This window comes from Nocardiopsis oceanisediminis (assembly GCF_048595525.1).
GTDB lineage: Bacteria > Actinomycetota > Actinomycetes > Streptosporangiales > Streptosporangiaceae > Nocardiopsis_A > Nocardiopsis_A oceanisediminis.
Genome location: NZ_JAFMZJ010000001.1, coordinates 1,158,415 through 1,176,979, shown reverse-complemented (window position 1 = coordinate 1,176,979; position 18,565 = coordinate 1,158,415). Strand labels below are relative to the sequence as shown.

Sequence of the window (18,565 nt, the reverse complement as noted above, 5' to 3'; positions counted from 1 at the left end):
CCCCTGCTCCGGTCCGGTGGTACCCGTACCGACCCGGCGCGGGGCGTCCGGGCGCCCTCGGGCACCGCCCCCCTCCGGGCCGCGGGCCGCCCGGAGGGGGCGGGCCCTCAGCGGGCGGCCCGATCCAGGTCCCAGACCTGGAGCTCTCCCTCCAGGCTGGAGGTCAGCGCGACCGGGACGCCCCCGATCACGGCGACGTCCTCCAGCAGCCAGCACCCCTCGATGGGGGCGCCGATCTGCCCGCCGCCCGCCAGGTCCCACACCCGGGCGGTGCGGTCCGCCGCGCCGGACACCGCGATGGGGCGGCCGCCGGCGACCACGGCGGCAAGGTCGATCACCGAGTCGGTGTGCCCGGTGAGCGGGGCGCCGGCCGACCCGCCGCCGACCAGGTCCCACCGGTACAGGGCGGTATCGGCGTCCCCCGCCGCCAGGACCACGGCCCGGCCCTCGACCTCGGTGACGGCGATGGCCCGGACCGGACCGTCGATGCCGGTCAGCGGCTCGCCGATGCGCTCCCCGGCGGCCAGGTCCCACACTTCGACGTAGTCGTGGTGGCCCCCGGTGGCGGCGATCGGGCGGCCGCCGGCGAACCCGGCTCCCATCACCCCGTTGTAGGAGCCGGCCAGGTTCGCGACGCGCTCGCCCCGGTCCAGGTCCCAGACGACCAGTCGGCCCTCCTCGCTGCTGCTCACCGACAGCGCCGCCCCGGGGCCGGCCAGCGCGGTCAGCGCGGTGACGCCCAGCTCGTGCCCGTCCATGGGGCGGCCGATCATGCGGCCGGTGCGCAGGTCCCAGGCCCGCACCGCGCCGCCCCCGTAGTCGTCGTCGGTCATGAGCACGTCGAAGCGGTCGGCCCCGGTGAGGACCACCGGCCGCCCGCCGAGGTGCAGCGCGGCGACCCGGGCAGCGAGCTTGTAGGTGTCGACCTCGTACTCGGAGAGGTCCTCCTCGTCCTCCTCGTCCTCCTCGAACTCCTCGTCCTCTTCATCGTGGAGCAGCGGCCCCACCAGGGTCTGCGGGTCGAGGTCGAGGGGGACCTCGGTCCGGGCGCCGGTGCGCAGGTCGCAGGTGTGCAGCACCCCCTCCTCGTCGACGCCGACGGCGAGGGGCGCCCCGTCCACCTCGATGAGGGAGGTCGTGTCGTGGCGGGTGCGCCACCGGGCCCGGCCGGACAGCTCGGGGATCATGCGCTCATCTGTCATGCGCGGCAACCTAGGCCCCGCCTCGGACAGCCGGGCGCCGGGCTTCACCGGCGGTACCGGCGGGTAGGTGTGTGATGTACGCCACGGCGGAGCGGGCGGCCCGCGGCCGCCGCGGACCGCACCCCCTCCCACCTGCGAGGTGATCCCGATATGACGGCGGTGAACACGGGCGGCCCCTCCCCCGGGGACGGCGGCGTCGACGAGCGGCGGGCGCGGGCCGTCGCCGAGGCCGCCCGCGAGACCGAGTGGCGCCTGCCGAGCTTCGGCAAGGAGCTCTACCTCGGCCGGCTCCGGCTCGACCTGGTCCACCCCTGCCCGGCACCGGACGAGGAGGCCGAGCGGGCCGGCGCCGGGTTCCTCGGCCGGCTGCGCGGCTTCTGCTCCGGCATCGACGCCCAGCGCATCGAGCGCGAGGAGCAGATCCCCGACGAGGTGGTCCGCGGCCTGAAAGAGCTCGGCGCGTTCGGCATGAAGATCCCCCGCGAGTACGGCGGCCTGGGCCTGGGCCAGGTCCACTACAACCGGGCGCTCGCCCTGGTCGGCTCGGTCTCGCCGGCGATCGGCGCGCTGCTCTCCGCGCACCAGTCGATCGGGGTGCCGCAGCCGCTGAAGTCGTTCGGCACCGAGGAGCAGCGCCGGGAGTACCTGCCGCGCTGCGCCGCCGGGGAGATCAGCGCGTTCCTGCTCACCGAGCCGGACGTGGGCAGCGACCCGGCGCGGCTGCGCAGCACCGCGGTCCCGACCGGGGACGGCTCGGCCTACCTGCTGGACGGTGTGAAGCTGTGGACCACCAACGGCGTGGTCGCCGACCTGATGGTGGTGATGGCCCGGGTGCCGGAGGGCCCCGGGCGCCGCGGCGGGATCAGCGCGTTCGTCGTCGAGGGCGGCTCCGAGGGCATCACGGTGGAGAACCGGAACCGGTTCATGGGGCTGCGCGGGCTGGAGAACGGCGTCACCCGCTTCCACCGGGTGCGGGTGCCCGCGGCCAACCTGATCGGCGCCGAGGGGCAGGGCCTCAAGATCGCGCTGAGCACGCTGAACACCGGCCGGCTGTCGCTGCCCGCGATCTGCGTGGGCGCGGGCAAGTGGGCCACCCGGATCGCCCGGGAGTGGGCGCGCGAGCGGGTGCAGTGGGGCCGGCCGGTCGGCCGGCACGAGGAGATCGCCAAGAAGATCGCGTTCATCGCGTCGACCGCCTACGCCATGGAGGCCATGGTGGAACTGGCCGGGCGGCTCGCCGACGACGGGCGCCGGGACATCCGGATCGAGGCGGCCATCGCCAAGCTGTGGGCCTCGGAGCGGGCCTGGGAGATCGCCGACGAGCTGGTGCAGATCCGCGGCGGGCGCGGCTATGAGACCGCCGACTCGCTGGCCGCCCGGGGCGAGCGCGGCGTCCCCGCCGAGCAGCTCCTGCGCGACCTGCGGATCAACCGGATCTTCGAGGGGTCCACTGAGATCATGCACCTGATGATCGCCCGGGAGGCGGTGGACGCCCACCTCTCGGTCGCTGGGGACCTGATCGACCCGGACGCGGACGGCGCCGCCAAGGCCCGCGCGCTGGCCAAGGCGGGCGGCTTCTACGCCTCCTGGCTGCCCGGCCTGGTGGTCGGCGAGGGGCAGCGCCCGGGGGCGTTCGGCGGGTTCGGGCCGCTCGCCGGGCACCTGCGCTTCACCGAGCGGGCCGCCCGCCGGCTGGCCCGGTCCACCTTCTACGGCATGTCCCGGTGGCAGGGCGGGATGGAGGAGCGGCAGGCCTTCCTGGCCCGGCTGGTCGACATCGGCGCCGAGCTGTTCGCGATGAGCGCGGCGGTGGTCCGCGCCGAGGCGGAGCGCCGGGAGCACGCCGGGGACCCCGACCGGGCCCGAGCCGGCCAGGAGCTCGCCGACGCCTTCTGCCGCCGCTCCCGGCTCCGCGTCGAGGAGCTGTTCCGCGCGCTGTGGGCCAACACCGACGGCACCGACGCCAAGGTCGCCGAGCGCCTGCTCGCCGACCGCTACACCTGGCTGGAGGAGGGCGCCCTGGACCCGTCCGCCCCGGGCCCCCTCATCGCCGACGCCGCCCCCGGCCCCACCGGGAAGGAGGACCACCACCGCCGGATGGGCTGACCGCCCCGGGCCCGGCGGCCGCCGGGAGCCGCGGGGTTCCGCTGCGAGACGTTCCCGGGGGTGTTCGGGACCGCGGGGCCGCGGGCCCCGGCGGGGCGGTGGCGGGCGGACCGAACCGCTACTACGTTAGTACTCATGTACGACTCCCCTCCCGCTCCGCATCCGCGCCGCGACTCGGTGCTCTCCCTCGCCCAGGCCCGCCGGGTGGCGCTGGCCGCCCAGGGGTTCGCGGACCGGAGACCCGGCGGAGCGGCGACCATGCGGCACGTGCAGCGGGTGGTCGACCGGATCGGCGTGGTCCAGATCGACAGCGTGAACGTGCTCTCCCGCAGCCACTACCTGCCGTTCTTCGCCCGGCTGGGCCCCTACGACCGGGCGCTGCCGGACCGGGCGGCCACCCGGCGCGGCGGGCGGCTGGTGGAGTACTGGGCGCACGAGGCGAGCCTGGTCCCGCCCTCGACGCACCGGATGCTGCGCTGGCGGATGGCGCGCGCCCGGGACGAGGCCTGGGGCGGCATGCGGCAGATCGCCCGGGACGAGCCGGAGCTGGTGAAGGCGGTGCGCGAAGAGGTCGCCCGGATCGGGCCGGCCACCTCGCGGGAGATCGAGGCCGGCCTGGAGCACGACGCGCCGCGCGCCAAGGACCACTGGGGGTGGAACTGGTCGCTGGTCAAGCGCGCGCTGGAGTTCCTGTTCTGGGCCGGCGAGGTGACCGCGAACGGGCGCACCGCCCAGTTCGAGCGCCGCTACGACCTGCCGGAGCGGGTGCTCCCCGCCGAGGTGCACGGCGCGCCCGACCCCGACCCCGAGGAGGCCCGCCGCGAGCTGGTCCGGATCGCCGCCCGGGCGCACGGCGTCGGCACCGAGCGCTGCCTGCGCGACTACTTCCGGCTGAGCGCCGCCGAGGGGCGCGCCGCCGTCGCCGGCCTGGTCGACTCCGGCGAGCTGGTGCCGGTCTCGGTGCAGGGCTGGGACTCCCCCGCCTACCTGCACGCCGACGCCCGGGTGCCGCGCCGGCTGCACGCCCGGGCGCTGCTCAGCCCGTTCGACTCCGCGGTGTGGGAGCGGAGCCGGACCGAGGCCCTGTTCGGCTTCCGGTACCGGCTGGAGATCTACGTGCCGGCCGCCAAGCGGGTGCACGGCTACTACGTGCTGCCGTTCCTGCTCGGCGACCGCCTGGTCGCCCGGGCCGACCTCAAGTCCGACCGGGCCTCCGGCCGGCTCCTGGTCCGCCGCACCACTCTGGAGGACGGCGCCCCGCCGGAGACCGCCGCCGAGCTCCGCGCCGAACTGGAGTCGATGGCCGCCTGGCTCGGCCTGGAGCACGGCCCGGTCCACCAGGGCTGACCGGGCCGCCGGAGGGCTCCGGCCGCCTGCCCGCAGCGGAGCGGAGCCTCCCACCGCACCGGCCGGGCCCTCCCCGGCTCAGAGGCCGTCGGGTACGCACCCGGTCGCCCGGAGTGTCCGGCCGCGGGCCGCCCTGCAGCCGGCCCGCCCCTCCCCGGCACCGTCGCAGGGTGGTGCTTCTCGATGAAGGCGGGCGCGGGGCCGGGGCCCGGCGCAGGCAGGCGCGGGGCTGAGGCTCCAGGCGGGCGGGCGGCGGCCGAACACTTCAGGCGGCCGACCGCACGCCCGGCCGCCTCCCGGGCCCGCCCGCTCCGGGGGCCGGCCCCCGGAAGGCGCCGCGGGGCCGCGGATCCGGTCGGCGGGGCCGGGGGCGCCCGGTCGGCGGTTCTCCGCGGGTCCGAAGGGCGGAGGGCCGTGCTCCCCAGGCGGCCGGGCGGGTCCCCGGCCCGTCAGACCCGCTCGATGACGGTGACGTTGGCCTGGCCGCCGCCCTCGCACATGGTCTGCAGGCCGTAGCGGCCGCCGGAGCGCTCGAGCTCGTGGACGAGCTTGGTCATCAGCACCGCGCCGGTGGCGCCGAGCGGGTGGCCCAGGGCGATCGCGCCGCCGTTCGGGTTGACCTTGGCCATGTCCGCGCCGAGCTCCTCGGCCCAGGCCATCGGGACCGGGGCGAAGGCCTCGTTGATCTCGGTGACGTCGATGTCGCCGATGCCCAGTCCGGCCTTCTCCAGGGCCAGCCGGGTGGCCGGGATCGGGGCGGTGAGCATGTAGACCGGGTCGTCGCCGACCACCGAGAGCTGCACGATGCGGGCCAGCGGGGTGAGGCCGTGCCGCTCCACCGCGGCCTCGGAGGCGATCAGCACCGCGCCGGCGCCCACCGAGATCTGGCTGGCCACGGCGGCGGTCAGCGCCCAGCCGTCGCGCAGCGGCTTGAGGCCGGCCATCTTCTCCAGGGTGGTGTCCGGGCGGACGCCCTCGTCCCGCTCGACACCGGCGATCGGGGCGATCTCGGCGTCGAACCTGCCGTCCGCCAGGGCCGCGCCGGCCCGGCGGTGGCTCTCCAGGGCGTACTCCTCCAGGTCCTGCCGCTTGTAGCCCCACTTCTCGGCCATCAGCTGGGCGCCGCGGAACTGGGAGATCTCCTGCATGCCGTAGCGCTCGGTCCAGCCGTCGCCGAAGAGCGGGAGGCCCTCGTCGATGGCGAACTTGGCGTTGGCGCCCATCGGCACCATGCCCATGTTCTCCACGCCGGAGGCGACCACCAGGTCCTGGGTGCCGCTGAGCACGCCCTGCGCGGCGAAGTGGATCGCCTGCTGGGAGGAGCCGCACTGCCGGTCGATGGTGACGCCGGGGACCGTTTCCGGCAGCCCGGCGGAGAGCCAGGCGGTGCGCGCGAGGTCCAGGGCCTGCGGGCCGACCTGGCTCACGCAGCCCATGATGACGTCCTCCACCGCCGCCGGGTCGGCGCCGGTGCGCCGCATCAGCTCTTTGAGGACGTGTGCGCCCAGGTCCGCGGGGTGCACCCCGGCCAGCGCGCCCTTCTTGGTGCCGACGGGGGTGCGGACGGCCCCGACGATGAATGCCTCAGCCATGCGGTCCTCCTGGGGGAGCCTGTTCGGTGCGGACTACCTTAACCGAACCATATTCGGTTTCGCCGCGCGAGTCCGGCACCGGGGTCCGCTACAGGCGGCGCTCGTCACCGCCCTCGCGGACCAGGCCGGCGTCCTCCTCGTCGCCGAGGCAGGACCGGGCCAGGTCGTGCAGGGCCGCGTTGAGCTCCGGGTGGTCCGCCGGGCCGTACTCCCTGAGCAGCCCGCGCAGGGTCCGCTCCTGGGCCTCGCGGAGCCGGCGGGCGGCGTCCCGCCCCTGGGGGTTCAGCTCCCAGGTGGGCGAAGCGTCCCGGAGCAGGCCGGCCCGGAGCAGCTCCCGGTGGACCGACTCGTCCTGCTCGACCGTGCCGTGCGACATCCGGGAGAGCTCCTCGGCGCCGATCGGGCCGGTGGCGGCCAGGTGGGTGACGGTCCAGCAGGCGCCCGGGGAGAGCTCCAGCCCGGCCTCCTCGGCCAGCCTGAGGTAGGCGTGCCGGGCCCCCTCCCTGCCGAACGCCCGGTACACCGCGCGCTCCAGCTCGGCCACGGCGGTGCGGTCGGTGCGCACCGGCGCCACCACTTCGTCCAGGTCCGGCGGGCCGATGGTGGTGCGCAGCGGGATCTGCTTGAGGAAGAGCGCGACGACGAACGCGGCCAGCGCCAGCGGCACCGCGGACAGGAAGACCGCGTCCACCGAGTCGGCGTAGGCGCCGAGGAACTCCGCCCGCGCCTCCGGCGGCAGCTCGGCCAGTCCGCTCGGGTCGTTCTGCAGCTCCCGCGGGTCGGCGCCGGGCGGCAGCGCGACCCCGGCCATCCGCTCCGCGATGTTCGCGGCGAGCTGCGCGGCGAAGACCGCGCCGAACACCGAGGTGCCGATCGACCCGCCGATCGAGCGGAAGAAGGTGGCCGCGGAGGTGGCCGCGCCCAGGTCCCGGTAGTCCGCGGCGTTCTGCGCGGCGACCACGATCACCTGCATGGTCAGCCCCAGCCCGCTGCCCAGCAGGAGCAGGTACCCGCCCAGCACCGGGAACGGGGTGTCCGGCTCCAGCCCGGACATCAGGAACAGCGCCAGTGCGACCAGCGCGGAGCCGATGATCGGGTAGATCCTGTACCGCCCGGTCCGGGTGAGCAGCTGCCCGCTGGCGATCGAGCAGACGAGCATGCCCGCCACCATCGGCAGCAGGTGCAGCCCGGACGAGGTCGGCGAATACCCGTGCACGACCTGCAGGAACAGCGGGATGTAGGCCATCGAGCCCATCATCGCGAAGCCCACCGCGAAGCTGATCGCCGCCGAGGCGACGATCACCGGGCTGCGGAACAGCGACAGCGGCATCACCGGGTCGTCCGCCCGCCGGGCGGCGGCCCACCACAGCACGGCGAGCAGCACCGTCGCCGCGATCAGCCCGATGACCTGCACCGAGAGCCAGCCGTAGGCGGTGCCGCCCAGCGAGGTCACCAGCACCGCGCAGACCGACGCCGCGGCCAGCAGCAGGATGCCCGCGTAGTCGACCCTGGTGCGCGCGGTTCCGCGGGTCGCGGGCAGCGCGGCGATCAGCACCAGGAACGCCGCCACCCCCAGCGGCAGGTTCACGTAGAACACCCACCGCCAGGACAGGTTGTCCACGATGAACCCGCCGATCAGCGGCCCGGCGACGCTGGCCACCCCGAAGACCGCGCCGAACAGGCCCATGAAGGAGCCGCGCCGGCGCGGCGGGACGATGTCGCCGATCGCGGCCTGGGCGAGCACCATGAGCCCGCCGCCGCCGATGCCCTGGACCGCGCGGTAGGCCACCAGGGTCCCGAAGCCGCCGGCCAGCCCGCACAGCGCCGACCCGGCCAGGAAGACCGCCAGGCAGACCAGCAGCACCCACTTGCGGCCGAACTGGTCGCCGAGCTTGCCCCACAGCGGGGTGCAGGCGGTGACGGCCAGCAGGTAGGAGGTGACCACCCAGGAGATGTGGCTCAGCCCGCCCAGGTCGGAGACGATGCGCGGCATCGCGGTGGCGACCACGGTCTGGTTCAGCGCCGCCACCAGCACGGTCAGCAGCAGCGCGGCGATGATGACCGCGACCCGCGGCTCCTCCGCCCCGCCGCTCCGCCGCTTGCGCACCGCCGCCTCGTGCCTGCCCATCCGGCCGCTCCCCCCGTCGCCGTCCGCGAGCCGCGGGCGCCCGGGGCGGGCGCCCCTTCCCGACCCTAGGAAGCGGGCCGGGCCGGGCCCGGCTCCGGCGGAGGGGGGAGACCCCGGCTTTGCCGCGATTTGGACCGTGCAAAACCGAATGGGATTCGGTTAACGTTGGCGGCACAACCCCGCCTCCGGGCGGCCCCCGTGCGCGAAGGAGTCATGTCCATGCAGAGGGAGCTCTTCGAAGCCGAGCACGACCTCTTCCGGGAGTCGGTCGCCGAGTTCCTCGACCGGGAGGTCAAGCCGCACCACGACCGGTGGGAGAAGGACGGCATCGTCCCCCGCGAGGTGTGGGCCGAGGCGGGCCGGGTCGGACTGCTCGGCCTGGGCGTCCCCGAGGCCTACGGCGGCAGCGGGGTGCGCGACTTCCGGTTCAACGCCGTCCTCTCCGAGGAGATCTGCAAGGCGCACGCCAGCGGCCTCGGCTTCACCCTGCAGAACGACGTGATCGCGCCCTACCTGGTCGACCTCACCACCGAGGAGCAGAAGCGGCGCTGGCTGCCCGGGTTCTGCTCCGGGGAGACCATCACCGCGATCGCGATGACCGAGCCCGGCGCCGGCAGCGACCTGCAGGGCATCCGGACCACCGCGGTACGCGACGGCGACGGGTACGTCCTCAACGGGCAGAAGACGTTCATCACCAACGGGATCAACTCCGACCTGGTGATCGTGGTGGCCCGGACCGACCCGGAGGCGGGCGCGCACGGCATCTCGCTGCTCGTGGTGGAGCGCGGCGCCGCGGGCTTCGAGCGCGGCCGCAACCTGGACAAGATCGGGCTGAAGGCCCAGGACACCGCCGAGCTCTCCTTCTCCGATGTGCGGGTGCCCGCCGCCAACCTGATCGGCGAGGAGGGCAAGGGCTTCGTCCACCTGATGGAGAAGCTGCCGCAGGAGCGGCTCTCCATCGCGGTCTCCTCCACCGCCGGCGCCGAGGCGATGCTCGCCGCCACCATCGCCTACTGCAAGGAGCGGACGGCTTTCGGCCGGCCGATCTCCAAGTTCCAGAACACCCGTTTCGTACTGGCCGAACTGGCCACCGAAGTGGACCTGGCCCGCACCTACGTGGACCGGGCCATCACCCTGCTGAACAGGGGCGAGCTCTCGGTGGAGGACGCCGCCAAGGCCAAGTGGTGGTGCTCGGAGCTGGCCAACAAGGTGATGGACCGGTGCCTGCAGCTGCACGGCGGGTACGGGTACATGATGGAATACCCGGTGGCGAAGGCCTGGCAGGACGCCCGGATCCAATCGATCTTCGGTGGCACCACCGAGATCATGAAGGAGATCGTGGGCCGCTCCATGGGCCTGTAGCCACCGCCCCCTCGGTCGCGGCGAAAGGTCTCCAGGGTCATGACGGGTGCATGGGACGGCTTGATCGTCCTGGGACTGCTTGTCCTCCTGCTGGTCATCGGGGTGCGCAAACTGCGCCCCAAGATGCACATCCCCTGGAGCACCGGGGGGATCGTGGTCTTCTTCATCTTCCTGGTGCTGCTGCTGTGGGCGTGGTCCTGGCGCTGACCCGGGCCCGCCCGCGCCCCGGCGGTCCGGGCGCGCGGGCACGGGCGGCCGGCGGAGCGGCGCTCAGTCGCCCTTCATCGAGATCTCGAACCAGACCGCCTTGCCGGTGGGGGTCGGCCTGGACCCCCACCGGTCGGCCAGCTGGTCGACCAGGTAGAGGCCGCGCCCGCCCTCGTCGTCGGCGCCGGCGCTGCGGATCCGGGGCAGCCGCAGGTCGTCGTCGAAGACCTCCACCCACACCGAGGACGCCCCGCGGCGCAGCCGGAGCAGGAACCGGGTCTGCTCCGGGGTGTCCTCGTCGGACGCCTCGGCGACCTCCTCCAGCAGGTCCGACCAGTCCTCGGAGAAGTCGTCCGCGCCGCCCTGCAGCCCCAGGCCGCCGAGCGGATCGGCGGAGTCCACCACGCCGTCGGCGGTGAACTCCCGGCGCACCGGGTGCGGGGTGGCGTGGATGACCACGTTGGTGACGATCTCGGAGACCAGCAGGCAGGCCAGTTCGGACTGGCCGGCGTCCATCCCCCACTCCTTGAAGGTGGCCGCGGCCAGGTGGCGCGCCTCCGCCACGGTGGGGGCCTCGGCGACGAACCAGCCCTCGCGCAGCGCCAGCTCGTCGGGGTGGGTGCGGACCACCAGCAGCGCGGTGTCGTCGTCGTTCTCCCCGGGCACCGCGCCCAGCGCGACGTCGGCGATCCGCTCCACGTCGGAGTCGGCCACGGTGCGGACCCGCTCGCGCAGCCGGCGCAGTGCCCGCCCCTCGTCCGCGGTCCCGCCGCCGGCCGGCCTCCGGTCGACCAGTCCGTCGGTGTAGAGCAGCAGCGTCGCCCCGGCCGGCAGGGTGAGGTCGGCCTGGTGGTAGATGGCCTCGTCGTAGGGGACGCCGCGGGTCTTCACGCCGAGCAGCGAGTCGGTGACCTCCAGGGCCAGCGGGATGACCTCGCCGCCGGAGATGAGCAGCGGCTGCGGGTGGCCGGCGTTGCCGTAGGACAGCTCCCGGGACCAGGCGTCGTAGACCATGTACAGGCAGCTGACGCTGGGCACCCAGGTGCCGCCGGAGCCGTCCGGCACGCCCAGTCTGCGCACCCATTCGTCGAGCTCGCGGAGGATGTCCGCGGGCTCCCGGTCGGCCTGGGCGAAGGCGCGCAGCGCGGCGCGGAGCTGCCCCATCACCGCTGCGGCGTGCGGGCCGCGCCCCTCGACGTCGCCGACGACGATGCCGACCCGGCCCGCCGACAGCGGCACCACGTCGTAGAAGTCGCCGCCGACCTGGGTCTGCACGCCGCGGCCCTGGGACTCCAGCGGCCGGGCGGGCACGTAGCGGTGCGCGATGGACAGCCCGTCGAAGGACGGGAAGGTGTTGGGCAGCAGGCTGTTCTGGAAGGCCAGCGCGGTGCTGCGCTCCTCCTCGAAGAGCCGGGCGTTGTCGATGGCCAGCGCGACCCGGCCGGCGACCGCGCCGACCAGGTCGCGGTCGAAGCCGTCGTAGGAGGTCTTGTCGCGCGGGGTCAGCCGGGACAGGGCGAGCGTCAGCACGCCCAGGAGTTCACCGCGGGCCCGCAGGGGCGCCGCGACGGCCGAGCTCACCCCCACCTGCTCGACGGCGCGGGCGGAGCCCTCGTCGAGTGATCCGGGGGGATAGGAGAGGTCGTCCACGGCGATGGCCTCCAGCCGGCGCATCGCCAGCGCGGCCACGTTCCGCTCCGGGTAGCGGACCTCCTGGCCGACGTCGGACCAGGTGCCCGGGGGCGGCGACCACCCTTCGGCGTGCATGGAGACCCGGCGGACCAGCCGGTCGCCGTCGTAGAGGTCGATGAAGCAGTGGTCGGCGAACTGCGGCACCAGGGTCTCGGCGACGGCCTTGAGCGCACCGTCGTAGCGGAGCGATCCGGCCAGCCGGTCGCCGATCCGCTCCAGCAGCCCGTACTGCTCCTCCACCCGGCCGCTGCGCATCGCCTCGTAGGCGAAGATCGCCATGCCCTCGACGGCGCCCTGCTCGTCGCGGACCGGCACGGCCTGGGCCCGGATGTGCATCCAGGTGGCGTCGGCGCGGACCACGCCGAAGGTGCCCTCCCAGGTCTCGCCCTTGAGCACCCGGCGGGCGAGCTGGGCGGCGCGCTCCCGGTCCGACTCGTGGATGCCGATGTCCAGGAAGGAGATGCCGAGCGGGTCCCGGCCGTCCACGAACCCGAAGAGGTCGCGGGCGTAGGCGTTCCAATAGCGCAGGTGGCTGAAGCGGTCGGTCATGATGACGGCGATCTGCGCCCGCTCGACGACCGTCTCCCCGGTGACCGCGCTGTCGTCGTAGAAGGCTTCCCCCCACCGCTTCATTCAGCCGCCACCTTGCCGTCAATGACCCGCGTCATGATGACCCGCGCGTTCCGGATCGCCCCCGCTTTCGCCCGAGCATAGCCCTATAGGACGCAAACCCGCAGAGCAACGCGACATTTCGGGGCCGGGGCCGCCCCGGGGCCTGCGCCGTCGGCGACATCAGAGCTTGGCGACGAACACATGGCTGGCGACCTCGCGGGACAGCTCGGCCGGCTCGCCGCCGTCCTCGCGGCCCACCCGGACGCCGTCGTCGGTGGAGAGGAGGACGACCTCCTGCCCCGGCCGGACGCCCGCGTCCTTGAGGGAGAGCATGATGTCCGGGTCGCTCTGGATCTGCTCGCTGATCCGCCGGACCGCGACCCTGGTCTCCGCGCCGTTGGCGATCTCGGTCATCGGCAGGATCGAGTCGTCGGCGAACGGCTCCGGCGAGTAGTTCTCCAGGCCCAGCTCGTCCAGGCCGGGGATGGGGTTGCCGTGCGGGCAGACCGAGGGGGCGTTCAGCAGCCCGATCAGCCGCTCCTCGACCGCCTCGGAGATGACGTGCTCCCAGCGGCACGCCTCGACGTGCACGTCCTCCCAGGGCAGGCCGATCACGTCGACCAGGAGCCGCTCGGCCAGGCGGTGCTTGCGCATGACGTGGGTGGCGAGGCGGCGCCCCTCCTCCGTCATGACCAGGTGCCGGTCGTTCTCGACGCGGAGCAGGCCGTCGCGCTCCATCCGCGCCACGGTCTGGCTCACGGTGGGGCCGCTCTGCTGGAGGCGCTCGGCGATGCGGGCCCGAAGAGGAACGATGCCTTCCTCCTCGAGCTCGAAGATCGTGCGGAGGTACATCTCCGTGGTGTCGATGAGCCCGTGCGCGGTCAACGTTCTCCTCCCCTCGTCCGCCGTCGGGCGTTCGCCGCGGCAGAACTCCCAACACCGGCCGGCGGCGTCGGATTCCCAACGCGGACACCGGGCCCGGGGCCGCCGTCGGCCCCGCTCTCGCCCGTCGTCGCCGCCCTCGGAAAGCGGCCACCGGTGGGCCCCATCATAGCGTGACGAAGGGTACGCCAGGGCGCCCCGCAGGGCCGCTCCCGCAGGCGACGCGCGCTCCCCGGGAGCGGGGCGGCGGACCGCCCGGTCCGCCGCCGGGCGCGCGGCCCCGGGTCAGGGGGCCAGCCGGTCGATCTCCCAGCTCCCGCCGGACGCGCCGGCCGGGGCGGACCGGTAGCGGAACCGGTCGTGCATCCGGTCGGTGCCGCCCTGCCAGAACTCCACCTCGGCGGGGACGATCCGGAACCCGCCCCAGTAGTCCGGCCGGGGCACCTCCGGCTCGCCCTCCCAGAACCGCTCCCAGTGCGCGTACCGCTCGTCCAGCAGGGACCGCTCGGCGACCGGGGAGGACTGGTGCTCGCTGGCCCAGGCGCCGATCTGCGAGCCGCGCGGGCGGGACCGGAAGTACCGGTCGTTCTCCGCGTCGCTCAGCCGCTCGGCGCGCCCGGTCACGATCACCTGGCGGCGCACCGCGTGCCAGGGGAAGAGCGCGGCCGCCCGCGGCTCCGCGAGCAGCGCCCGGCCCTTGCGGGACCGGTAGTTGGTGAAGAACCGCAGGCCGCTCCGGTCGAACCCCTTGAGCAGCACGGTCCGGGAGCGCGGCGTCCCGTCGGGGTCCACGGTGCTCAGCACCATGGCGTTGGGCTCCGCCAGGCCCTCGGCGGCCGCCTCGTCGAACCACGCGTCGAACAGGTCCAGCGGGTGGGCGGGCAGCCCGCTCCGGCGAAGTGGTGCACCGGAATAGGGTTCCCGCAGCTCAGCAGGGTCAGAATGACTCACAAGGGTGCATCCTCACACGTCCTCGGAGGTTAGCGCCAGCCGCCGCGGGTGCGCCCGGCCGCACGGCCGCCCGCCCCGCCGCGGCACCGACGTCACCGACCTGCGGAGGCAGCCGCCATGCCGGAGTTCACTCCCGGACTCGAAGGAGTCACGGCCTTCCGGACCGAGATCGCCGAGCCCGACCGGGAGGGCGGTGCGCTGCGCTACCGGGGCGTGGACATCGAGTCCCTGGTCGGGAAGGTGGAGTACGGCAGGGTCTGGGGTCTGCTCGTCGACGGGGAACTGGACCCGGGGCTGCCCCCGGCCGACCCGGTGCCCGGCCCGGTGCGCACCGGCGACGTGCGGGTGGACGTGCAGGCCGGCATCGCCGCCTTCGCCCCGCGGATGGGCCTCCGGCCGCTGCTGGACCTGGACGGCGGGCAGGCCCGCGAGGAGATCGCCCGGGTCTCGGCGACCGCGCTGGCGGTCATCGCCGCGGCGGCGCGCGCCGAGGCCGGCCTCGCCGAGGTGCCCGAGGAGCGGGTGGCGGAGGGCCGCACCGCGGTGGAGCGGTTCATGGTCCGGCTGCGCGGCGATCCGGACCCGGCGCACGTGCGGGCGGTCGACGCCTACTGGACCTCGGCGGCCGAGCACGGCATGAACGCCTCCACCTTCACCGCCCGGGTGATCGCCTCCACCGGGGCGGACGCCGCCGCGGCGCTGTCCGGCGCGGTGGGCGCGCTCTCCGGGCCGCTGCACGGCGGCGCCCCGGCCCGGGTGCTGCACATGCTGGACGAGACCGAGCGGCTGGGCGACGCGCGCGGCTACGTCACCGGGGTGCTGGACCGGGGCGAGCGGCTGATGGGCTTCGGCCACCGGGTGTACCGGGCGGAGGACCCGCGCGCCCGGGTGCTCCGCCGGGTCGCCCGCGAGCTGGGCGCGCCCCGCTACGAGGCGGCGGCCGCGCTGGAGGCCGCCGCGCTGGAGGAGCTGGAGGCCCGCAAGCCGGACCGGGTGCTGGCCACCAACGTGGAGTACTGGGCGGCGGTGGTGCTGGACTTCGCGGAGGTCCCCGCGGACCTGTTCACCGCGCTGTTCACCGCGGCCCGCACCGCCGGCTGGTCGGCGCACGTCCTGGAGCAGAAGCTCACCGGCCGCCTGGTCCGCCCCAGCGCCGACTACACCGGCCCGGCCGAGCGCCCGCTCTCCGACGTCCCCGGCGCCGGGGCGGCGCTCGCCGAGGGGGACTGAGGGGCGCCCCGGGGGCGGGCCCGGAACCGGTTCCGGAACGGCGCCCGCGATTAACAGGAATTCACATTCACCGACGGATCCTCACATTCGGCCGCGGGTCCTGCGGGGAATTCGAAAGGACCGGAAAAGTCCCCCCTCACCTGCGGCGGCGCACCGCCCGCCACTACCATGTACGGGGTGAGCGACATTCAGATCCCCGCCGACCTGCTGCCCGCCGACGGCCGCTTCGGATGCGGCCCCTCCAAGGTCCGCCCCGAACAGCTGAAGGCCCTCGCCGACTCCGGTTCCGCCTACTTCGGGACCTCGCACCGCAAGAAGGCCGTCAAGTCCCTCGTCGGCCGGGTCCGCTCCGGCCTCGCCTCGCTCTTCCCGCTGCCCGAGGGGTACGAGGTGGTGCTGGGCAACGGCGGCACCACCGCCTTCTGGGACATCGCCGCGCACGGCCTGATCCGGGAGAAGTCCCAGCACCTCGCCTTCGGCGAGTTCTCCGCCAAGTTCGCCAAGGTGGCCAAGGGCGCCCCGTGGCTGGCCGAGCCGACCGTGATCGAGACCGCCCCGGGCACGCACGGCGAGGCCCGCGCCGAGGAGGGCGCGGACGCCTACGCGCTCACCCACAACGAGACCTCCACCGGCGTGGCCATGCCGATCCGCCGCCCGCAGGGCGCCGCGGACGACGCGCTGGTCCTGGTGGACGCCACCAGCGGCGCCGGCGGCCTGCCGGTGGACATCGCCGAGACCGACGTCTACTACTTCGCCCCGCAGAAGAGCTTCGCCGCCGACGGCGGGCTGTGGATCGCGGTCATGTCCCCGCGGGCCCTGGAGCGGGCCGCGGAGATCGCCGCCTCCGGCCGCTACGTCCCGGAGTTCTTCTCGCTGCCCACCGCGATCGACAACTCCCGCAAGGACCAGACCTACAACACCCCGGCCGTGGGCACCCTGCTGCTCCTCGCCGAGCAGGTCGAGTGGATCAACGGGCAGGGCGGCCTGGACTGGGCGGTGCGGCGCACCGCCGAGTCCTCGCAGGCCCTCTACGACTGGGCGGAGAAGTCCGCGTTCGCCACCCCGTTCGTGGCCGACCCGGCGCAGCGCTCCCAGGTCGTGGGCACCATCGACTTCGACGACGCGGTGGACGCCGCCGCCGTGGCCGCGGCGCTGCGCGCCAACGGCGTGGTGGACACCGAGCCCTACCGCAAGCTGGGCCGCAACCAGCTGCGCATCGGCCTGTTCCCGGCGATCGAGCCGGCCGACGTGCAGGCGCTGACCGCCTGCGTCGACCACGTGGTCGGCAAGCTCTCCTGAGCGAGTTGGCCCCGGCGCCGCCGAGCGGATAGACATGGTGGCCGGCCCGGTCGCGGTACGGGCCGGCCACCAGGTCAGCGCGGGCCCGCACCGGGCCCGCCACGGGGTTCGCAAGGGCGGAGCAGGTACGTGCGCAGGAACAAGCGGGGCCACGCGATCACGGTCATCTCGCACCGGGGGGCGTCCGGGCACCGGCCCGAGCACACCCTGGCCTCCTACCGGCTGGGCGCCCGGTACGGCGGCGACTTCATCGAGACGGACCTGGTGGCCACGGCCGACGGCGCCCTGGTCGCCCGGCACGAGCCGGAGATCGGCGGCACCACCGACGTCGCCGGCCGCCCGGAGTTCGCCGACCGGCGCACCACCCGCACCATCGACGGCACCGAGCACACCGGCTGGTTCGCGCAGGACTTCACCCTGGCCGAGCTGAAGACGCTGCGCGCCACCGAGCGCATCCCGGACGTGCGGCCGGAGAACGCCTCCTACGACGGCGAGTACGGGATCCCCACCCTGGAGGAGATCGTCTCCCTGGCCCGCGAGCTCACCGCCGAGCTGGGCCGCCCGATCGGCGTCTACCCGGAGACCAAGCACCCGGCCTACCACGAGGCGCAGGGCCTGGAGCTGGAGCCGCCGCTGATCGAGGCGCTGCGCGCCGCCGGGCTCGCCGGCCCGGAGCCGGAGGTCCCGGTCTTCCTCCAGTCCTTCGAGGCGGAGAGCCTGAAGAAGCTGGCCCCGCTGGAGGTCCCGCGGGTGCTGCTGCTCGGCTCCGACGAGACCCGGTTCACCACCCCGGAGGGGCTCGCCGAGGCGGCGGAGTTCGCCCAGGCCATCGGCCCCGCCAAGGAGCTGGTGGTCCCGCGCGCCGAGGACGGGGCCCTGGCCGAACCCACCGGCCTGGTCGAGGCCGCGCACGGGGCCGGCCTGCTGGTGCACCCCTACACCTTCCGCAGCGAGAACCGCTTCCTCCCCGCCGACCTGCGCTCCGGCGACGACCCGGCCGGCTACGGCTCGTTCGCCGCCGAGTACGAGGCCTTCTTCGCCGCCGGCGTGGACGGCGTCTTCACCGACCACTCCCGCCACGCCTACCTGGCCCGCGAGGTCTTCGAGGAGTCCCGGGGCGGCTGAGGCCGGCCTGTACCGGCTCCGCCCGGCCTGGAATTCCAGGGCGGGGGGCGAGGGACCGCGCGAAGTCCTCTGCCCACCTGCCACCAGGCCGGTCCGACCTGCATGGACGGGGATCCGTAGACCGATCCCCGTATGCTCTCCAGTGAAAGGGCGGACAGGAGACCTTGCCCCTGGCCTAATCTCCTGCCCGGAGGTGAGCGGCGAAATGAGTCTCTTGATGGCCGAGCCTGACCTTGTTTCCGACCGGGACGACGCCCAGTTCGAGCTGCTGCTGCGCACCTGGCGAGAGCTGGACGTGCCCGACGGTTGGCGGGCCGAGATCATCGATGGAGACATCAGGCTCATGGCGCCCCCGGCCGCACTGCACAACTTCATCCTCAATCTGCTTCTGCAGTTCCTCCCGAAACACTTGCCGGATGCGTGCGGCATCTACACGACGCAGGGCATCCTGCTCCCGTCGAGCAGCCAGCTCTACATCCCTGACGCGCTGATCCTGCCGAACCGGGCACTCTTCGAGGCCATTCGCAAAAAGAGCTTCCCCCCTGCTTCCAAAGCCCTCCTCACCGCGGAGGTCGTCTCACCGAGCAGCAGGGAGCAGGACCGCAAGCACAAGCTGAGGGGATACGCCCTCAGTGGAGTCCCGCTCTACCTTCTCGTTGACCATTGGGCCCCGGAAGGGCCTTCTGTGACCCTCTTCGAGGAACCCGAGGACGGGGTGTACCGCAGGCGCGTCACCGTACCGTTCGGCGAGTCCCTCCACCTGCCGGAACCGTTCAATGCCGAGTTCGACACGTCTCAGTTCACCGAGCCGGACGAGGACGATCGCTGAA

Annotated in this window: 14 protein-coding genes; 8 read left to right on the top strand and 6 right to left on the bottom strand. The window is 74.1% G+C overall.

What is annotated here, in order from left to right:
* Positions 1-107 precede the first annotated feature (107 nt).
* Positions 108-1,202, bottom strand: coding sequence for a WD40 repeat domain-containing protein (locus J0910_RS05380; protein ID WP_420157405.1), 1,095 nt, complete (start codon positions 1,200-1,202; stop codon positions 108-110).
* A 150-nt stretch (positions 1,203-1,352) separates the two neighbouring features.
* On the opposite strand from J0910_RS05380, the gene J0910_RS05375 reads away from it, so the two are divergent.
* Entirely contained in the window at positions 1,353-3,308 is a 1,956-nt protein-coding gene (locus J0910_RS05375; protein ID WP_420157404.1) for an acyl-CoA dehydrogenase family protein, read from the top strand.
* A gap of 135 nt (positions 3,309-3,443) precedes the next feature.
* The gene (locus J0910_RS05370) at positions 3,444-4,655 is read left to right on the top strand and encodes a winged helix-turn-helix domain-containing protein (protein WP_420157403.1); all 1,212 of its coding nucleotides are present in this window, start codon (positions 3,444-3,446) and stop codon (positions 4,653-4,655) included.
* 449 nt (positions 4,656-5,104) lie between these two features.
* Here J0910_RS05370 and J0910_RS05365 read toward each other — a convergent pair whose 3' ends face one another.
* On the bottom strand, positions 5,105-6,247 hold the full coding sequence (locus tag J0910_RS05365; protein WP_420157402.1) for an acetyl-CoA C-acetyltransferase: 1,143 nt from the start codon (positions 6,245-6,247) through the stop codon (positions 5,105-5,107).
* 88 nt (positions 6,248-6,335) lie between these two features.
* The gene (locus J0910_RS05360) at positions 6,336-8,375 is read right to left on the bottom strand and encodes an MDR family MFS transporter (protein ID WP_420157401.1); all 2,040 of its coding nucleotides are present in this window, start codon (positions 8,373-8,375) and stop codon (positions 6,336-6,338) included.
* Between the two features lie 219 nt (positions 8,376-8,594).
* Here J0910_RS05360 and J0910_RS05355 point away from each other — a divergent pair, with 219 nt between their 5' ends.
* Both J0910_RS05355 and J0910_RS05350 read left to right on the top strand, forming a co-directional pair.
* Positions 8,595-9,737 carry an acyl-CoA dehydrogenase family protein gene (locus J0910_RS05355; protein ID WP_420161894.1) on the top strand — a complete coding sequence of 381 codons (1,143 nt, stop codon included), beginning with the start codon at positions 8,595-8,597 and terminating at the stop codon, positions 9,735-9,737.
* Between the two features lie 39 nt (positions 9,738-9,776).
* The gene (locus J0910_RS05350; protein ID WP_026120084.1) at positions 9,777-9,944 is read left to right on the top strand and encodes a hypothetical protein; all 168 of its coding nucleotides are present in this window, start codon (positions 9,777-9,779) and stop codon (positions 9,942-9,944) included.
* A 63-nt stretch (positions 9,945-10,007) separates the two neighbouring features.
* Here J0910_RS05350 and J0910_RS05345 read toward each other — a convergent pair whose 3' ends face one another.
* From J0910_RS05345 to pdxH, 3 genes are all read right to left on the bottom strand, one after another.
* Positions 10,008-12,269: an ATP-binding SpoIIE family protein phosphatase gene (locus J0910_RS05345; protein WP_420157400.1), complete on the bottom strand. Its 2,262-nt coding sequence runs from the start codon at positions 12,267-12,269 to the stop codon at positions 10,008-10,010.
* Between the two features lie 159 nt (positions 12,270-12,428).
* On the bottom strand, positions 12,429-13,133 hold the full coding sequence (locus J0910_RS05340) for an iron-dependent transcriptional repressor DtxR (RefSeq protein WP_420157399.1): 705 nt from the start codon (positions 13,131-13,133) through the stop codon (positions 12,429-12,431).
* Between the two features lie 282 nt (positions 13,134-13,415).
* On the bottom strand, positions 13,416-14,081 hold the full coding sequence (gene pdxH, locus J0910_RS05335) for a pyridoxamine 5'-phosphate oxidase (protein WP_420157398.1): 666 nt from the start codon (positions 14,079-14,081) through the stop codon (positions 13,416-13,418).
* Between the two features lie 117 nt (positions 14,082-14,198).
* Here pdxH and J0910_RS05330 point away from each other — a divergent pair, with 117 nt between their 5' ends.
* The 4 genes from J0910_RS05330 (at position 14,199) to J0910_RS05315 (ending at position 18,564) form a co-directional block, all read left to right on the top strand.
* Positions 14,199-15,311, top strand: a complete 1,113-nt coding sequence (locus J0910_RS05330) for a citrate synthase 2 (protein ID WP_420157397.1) — start codon at positions 14,199-14,201, stop codon at positions 15,309-15,311.
* 168 nt (positions 15,312-15,479) lie between these two features.
* Positions 15,480-16,610, top strand: coding sequence for a phosphoserine transaminase (gene serC / locus J0910_RS05325; RefSeq protein WP_420157396.1), 1,131 nt, complete (start codon positions 15,480-15,482; stop codon positions 16,608-16,610).
* A 129-nt stretch (positions 16,611-16,739) separates the two neighbouring features.
* The gene (locus J0910_RS05320) at positions 16,740-17,735 is read left to right on the top strand and encodes a glycerophosphodiester phosphodiesterase family protein (RefSeq protein ID WP_420157395.1); all 996 of its coding nucleotides are present in this window, start codon (positions 16,740-16,742) and stop codon (positions 17,733-17,735) included.
* Between the two features lie 217 nt (positions 17,736-17,952).
* On the top strand, positions 17,953-18,564 hold the full coding sequence (locus tag J0910_RS05315; RefSeq protein WP_420157394.1) for a Uma2 family endonuclease: 612 nt from the start codon (positions 17,953-17,955) through the stop codon (positions 18,562-18,564).
* Position 18,565: the final 1 nt, after the last annotated feature.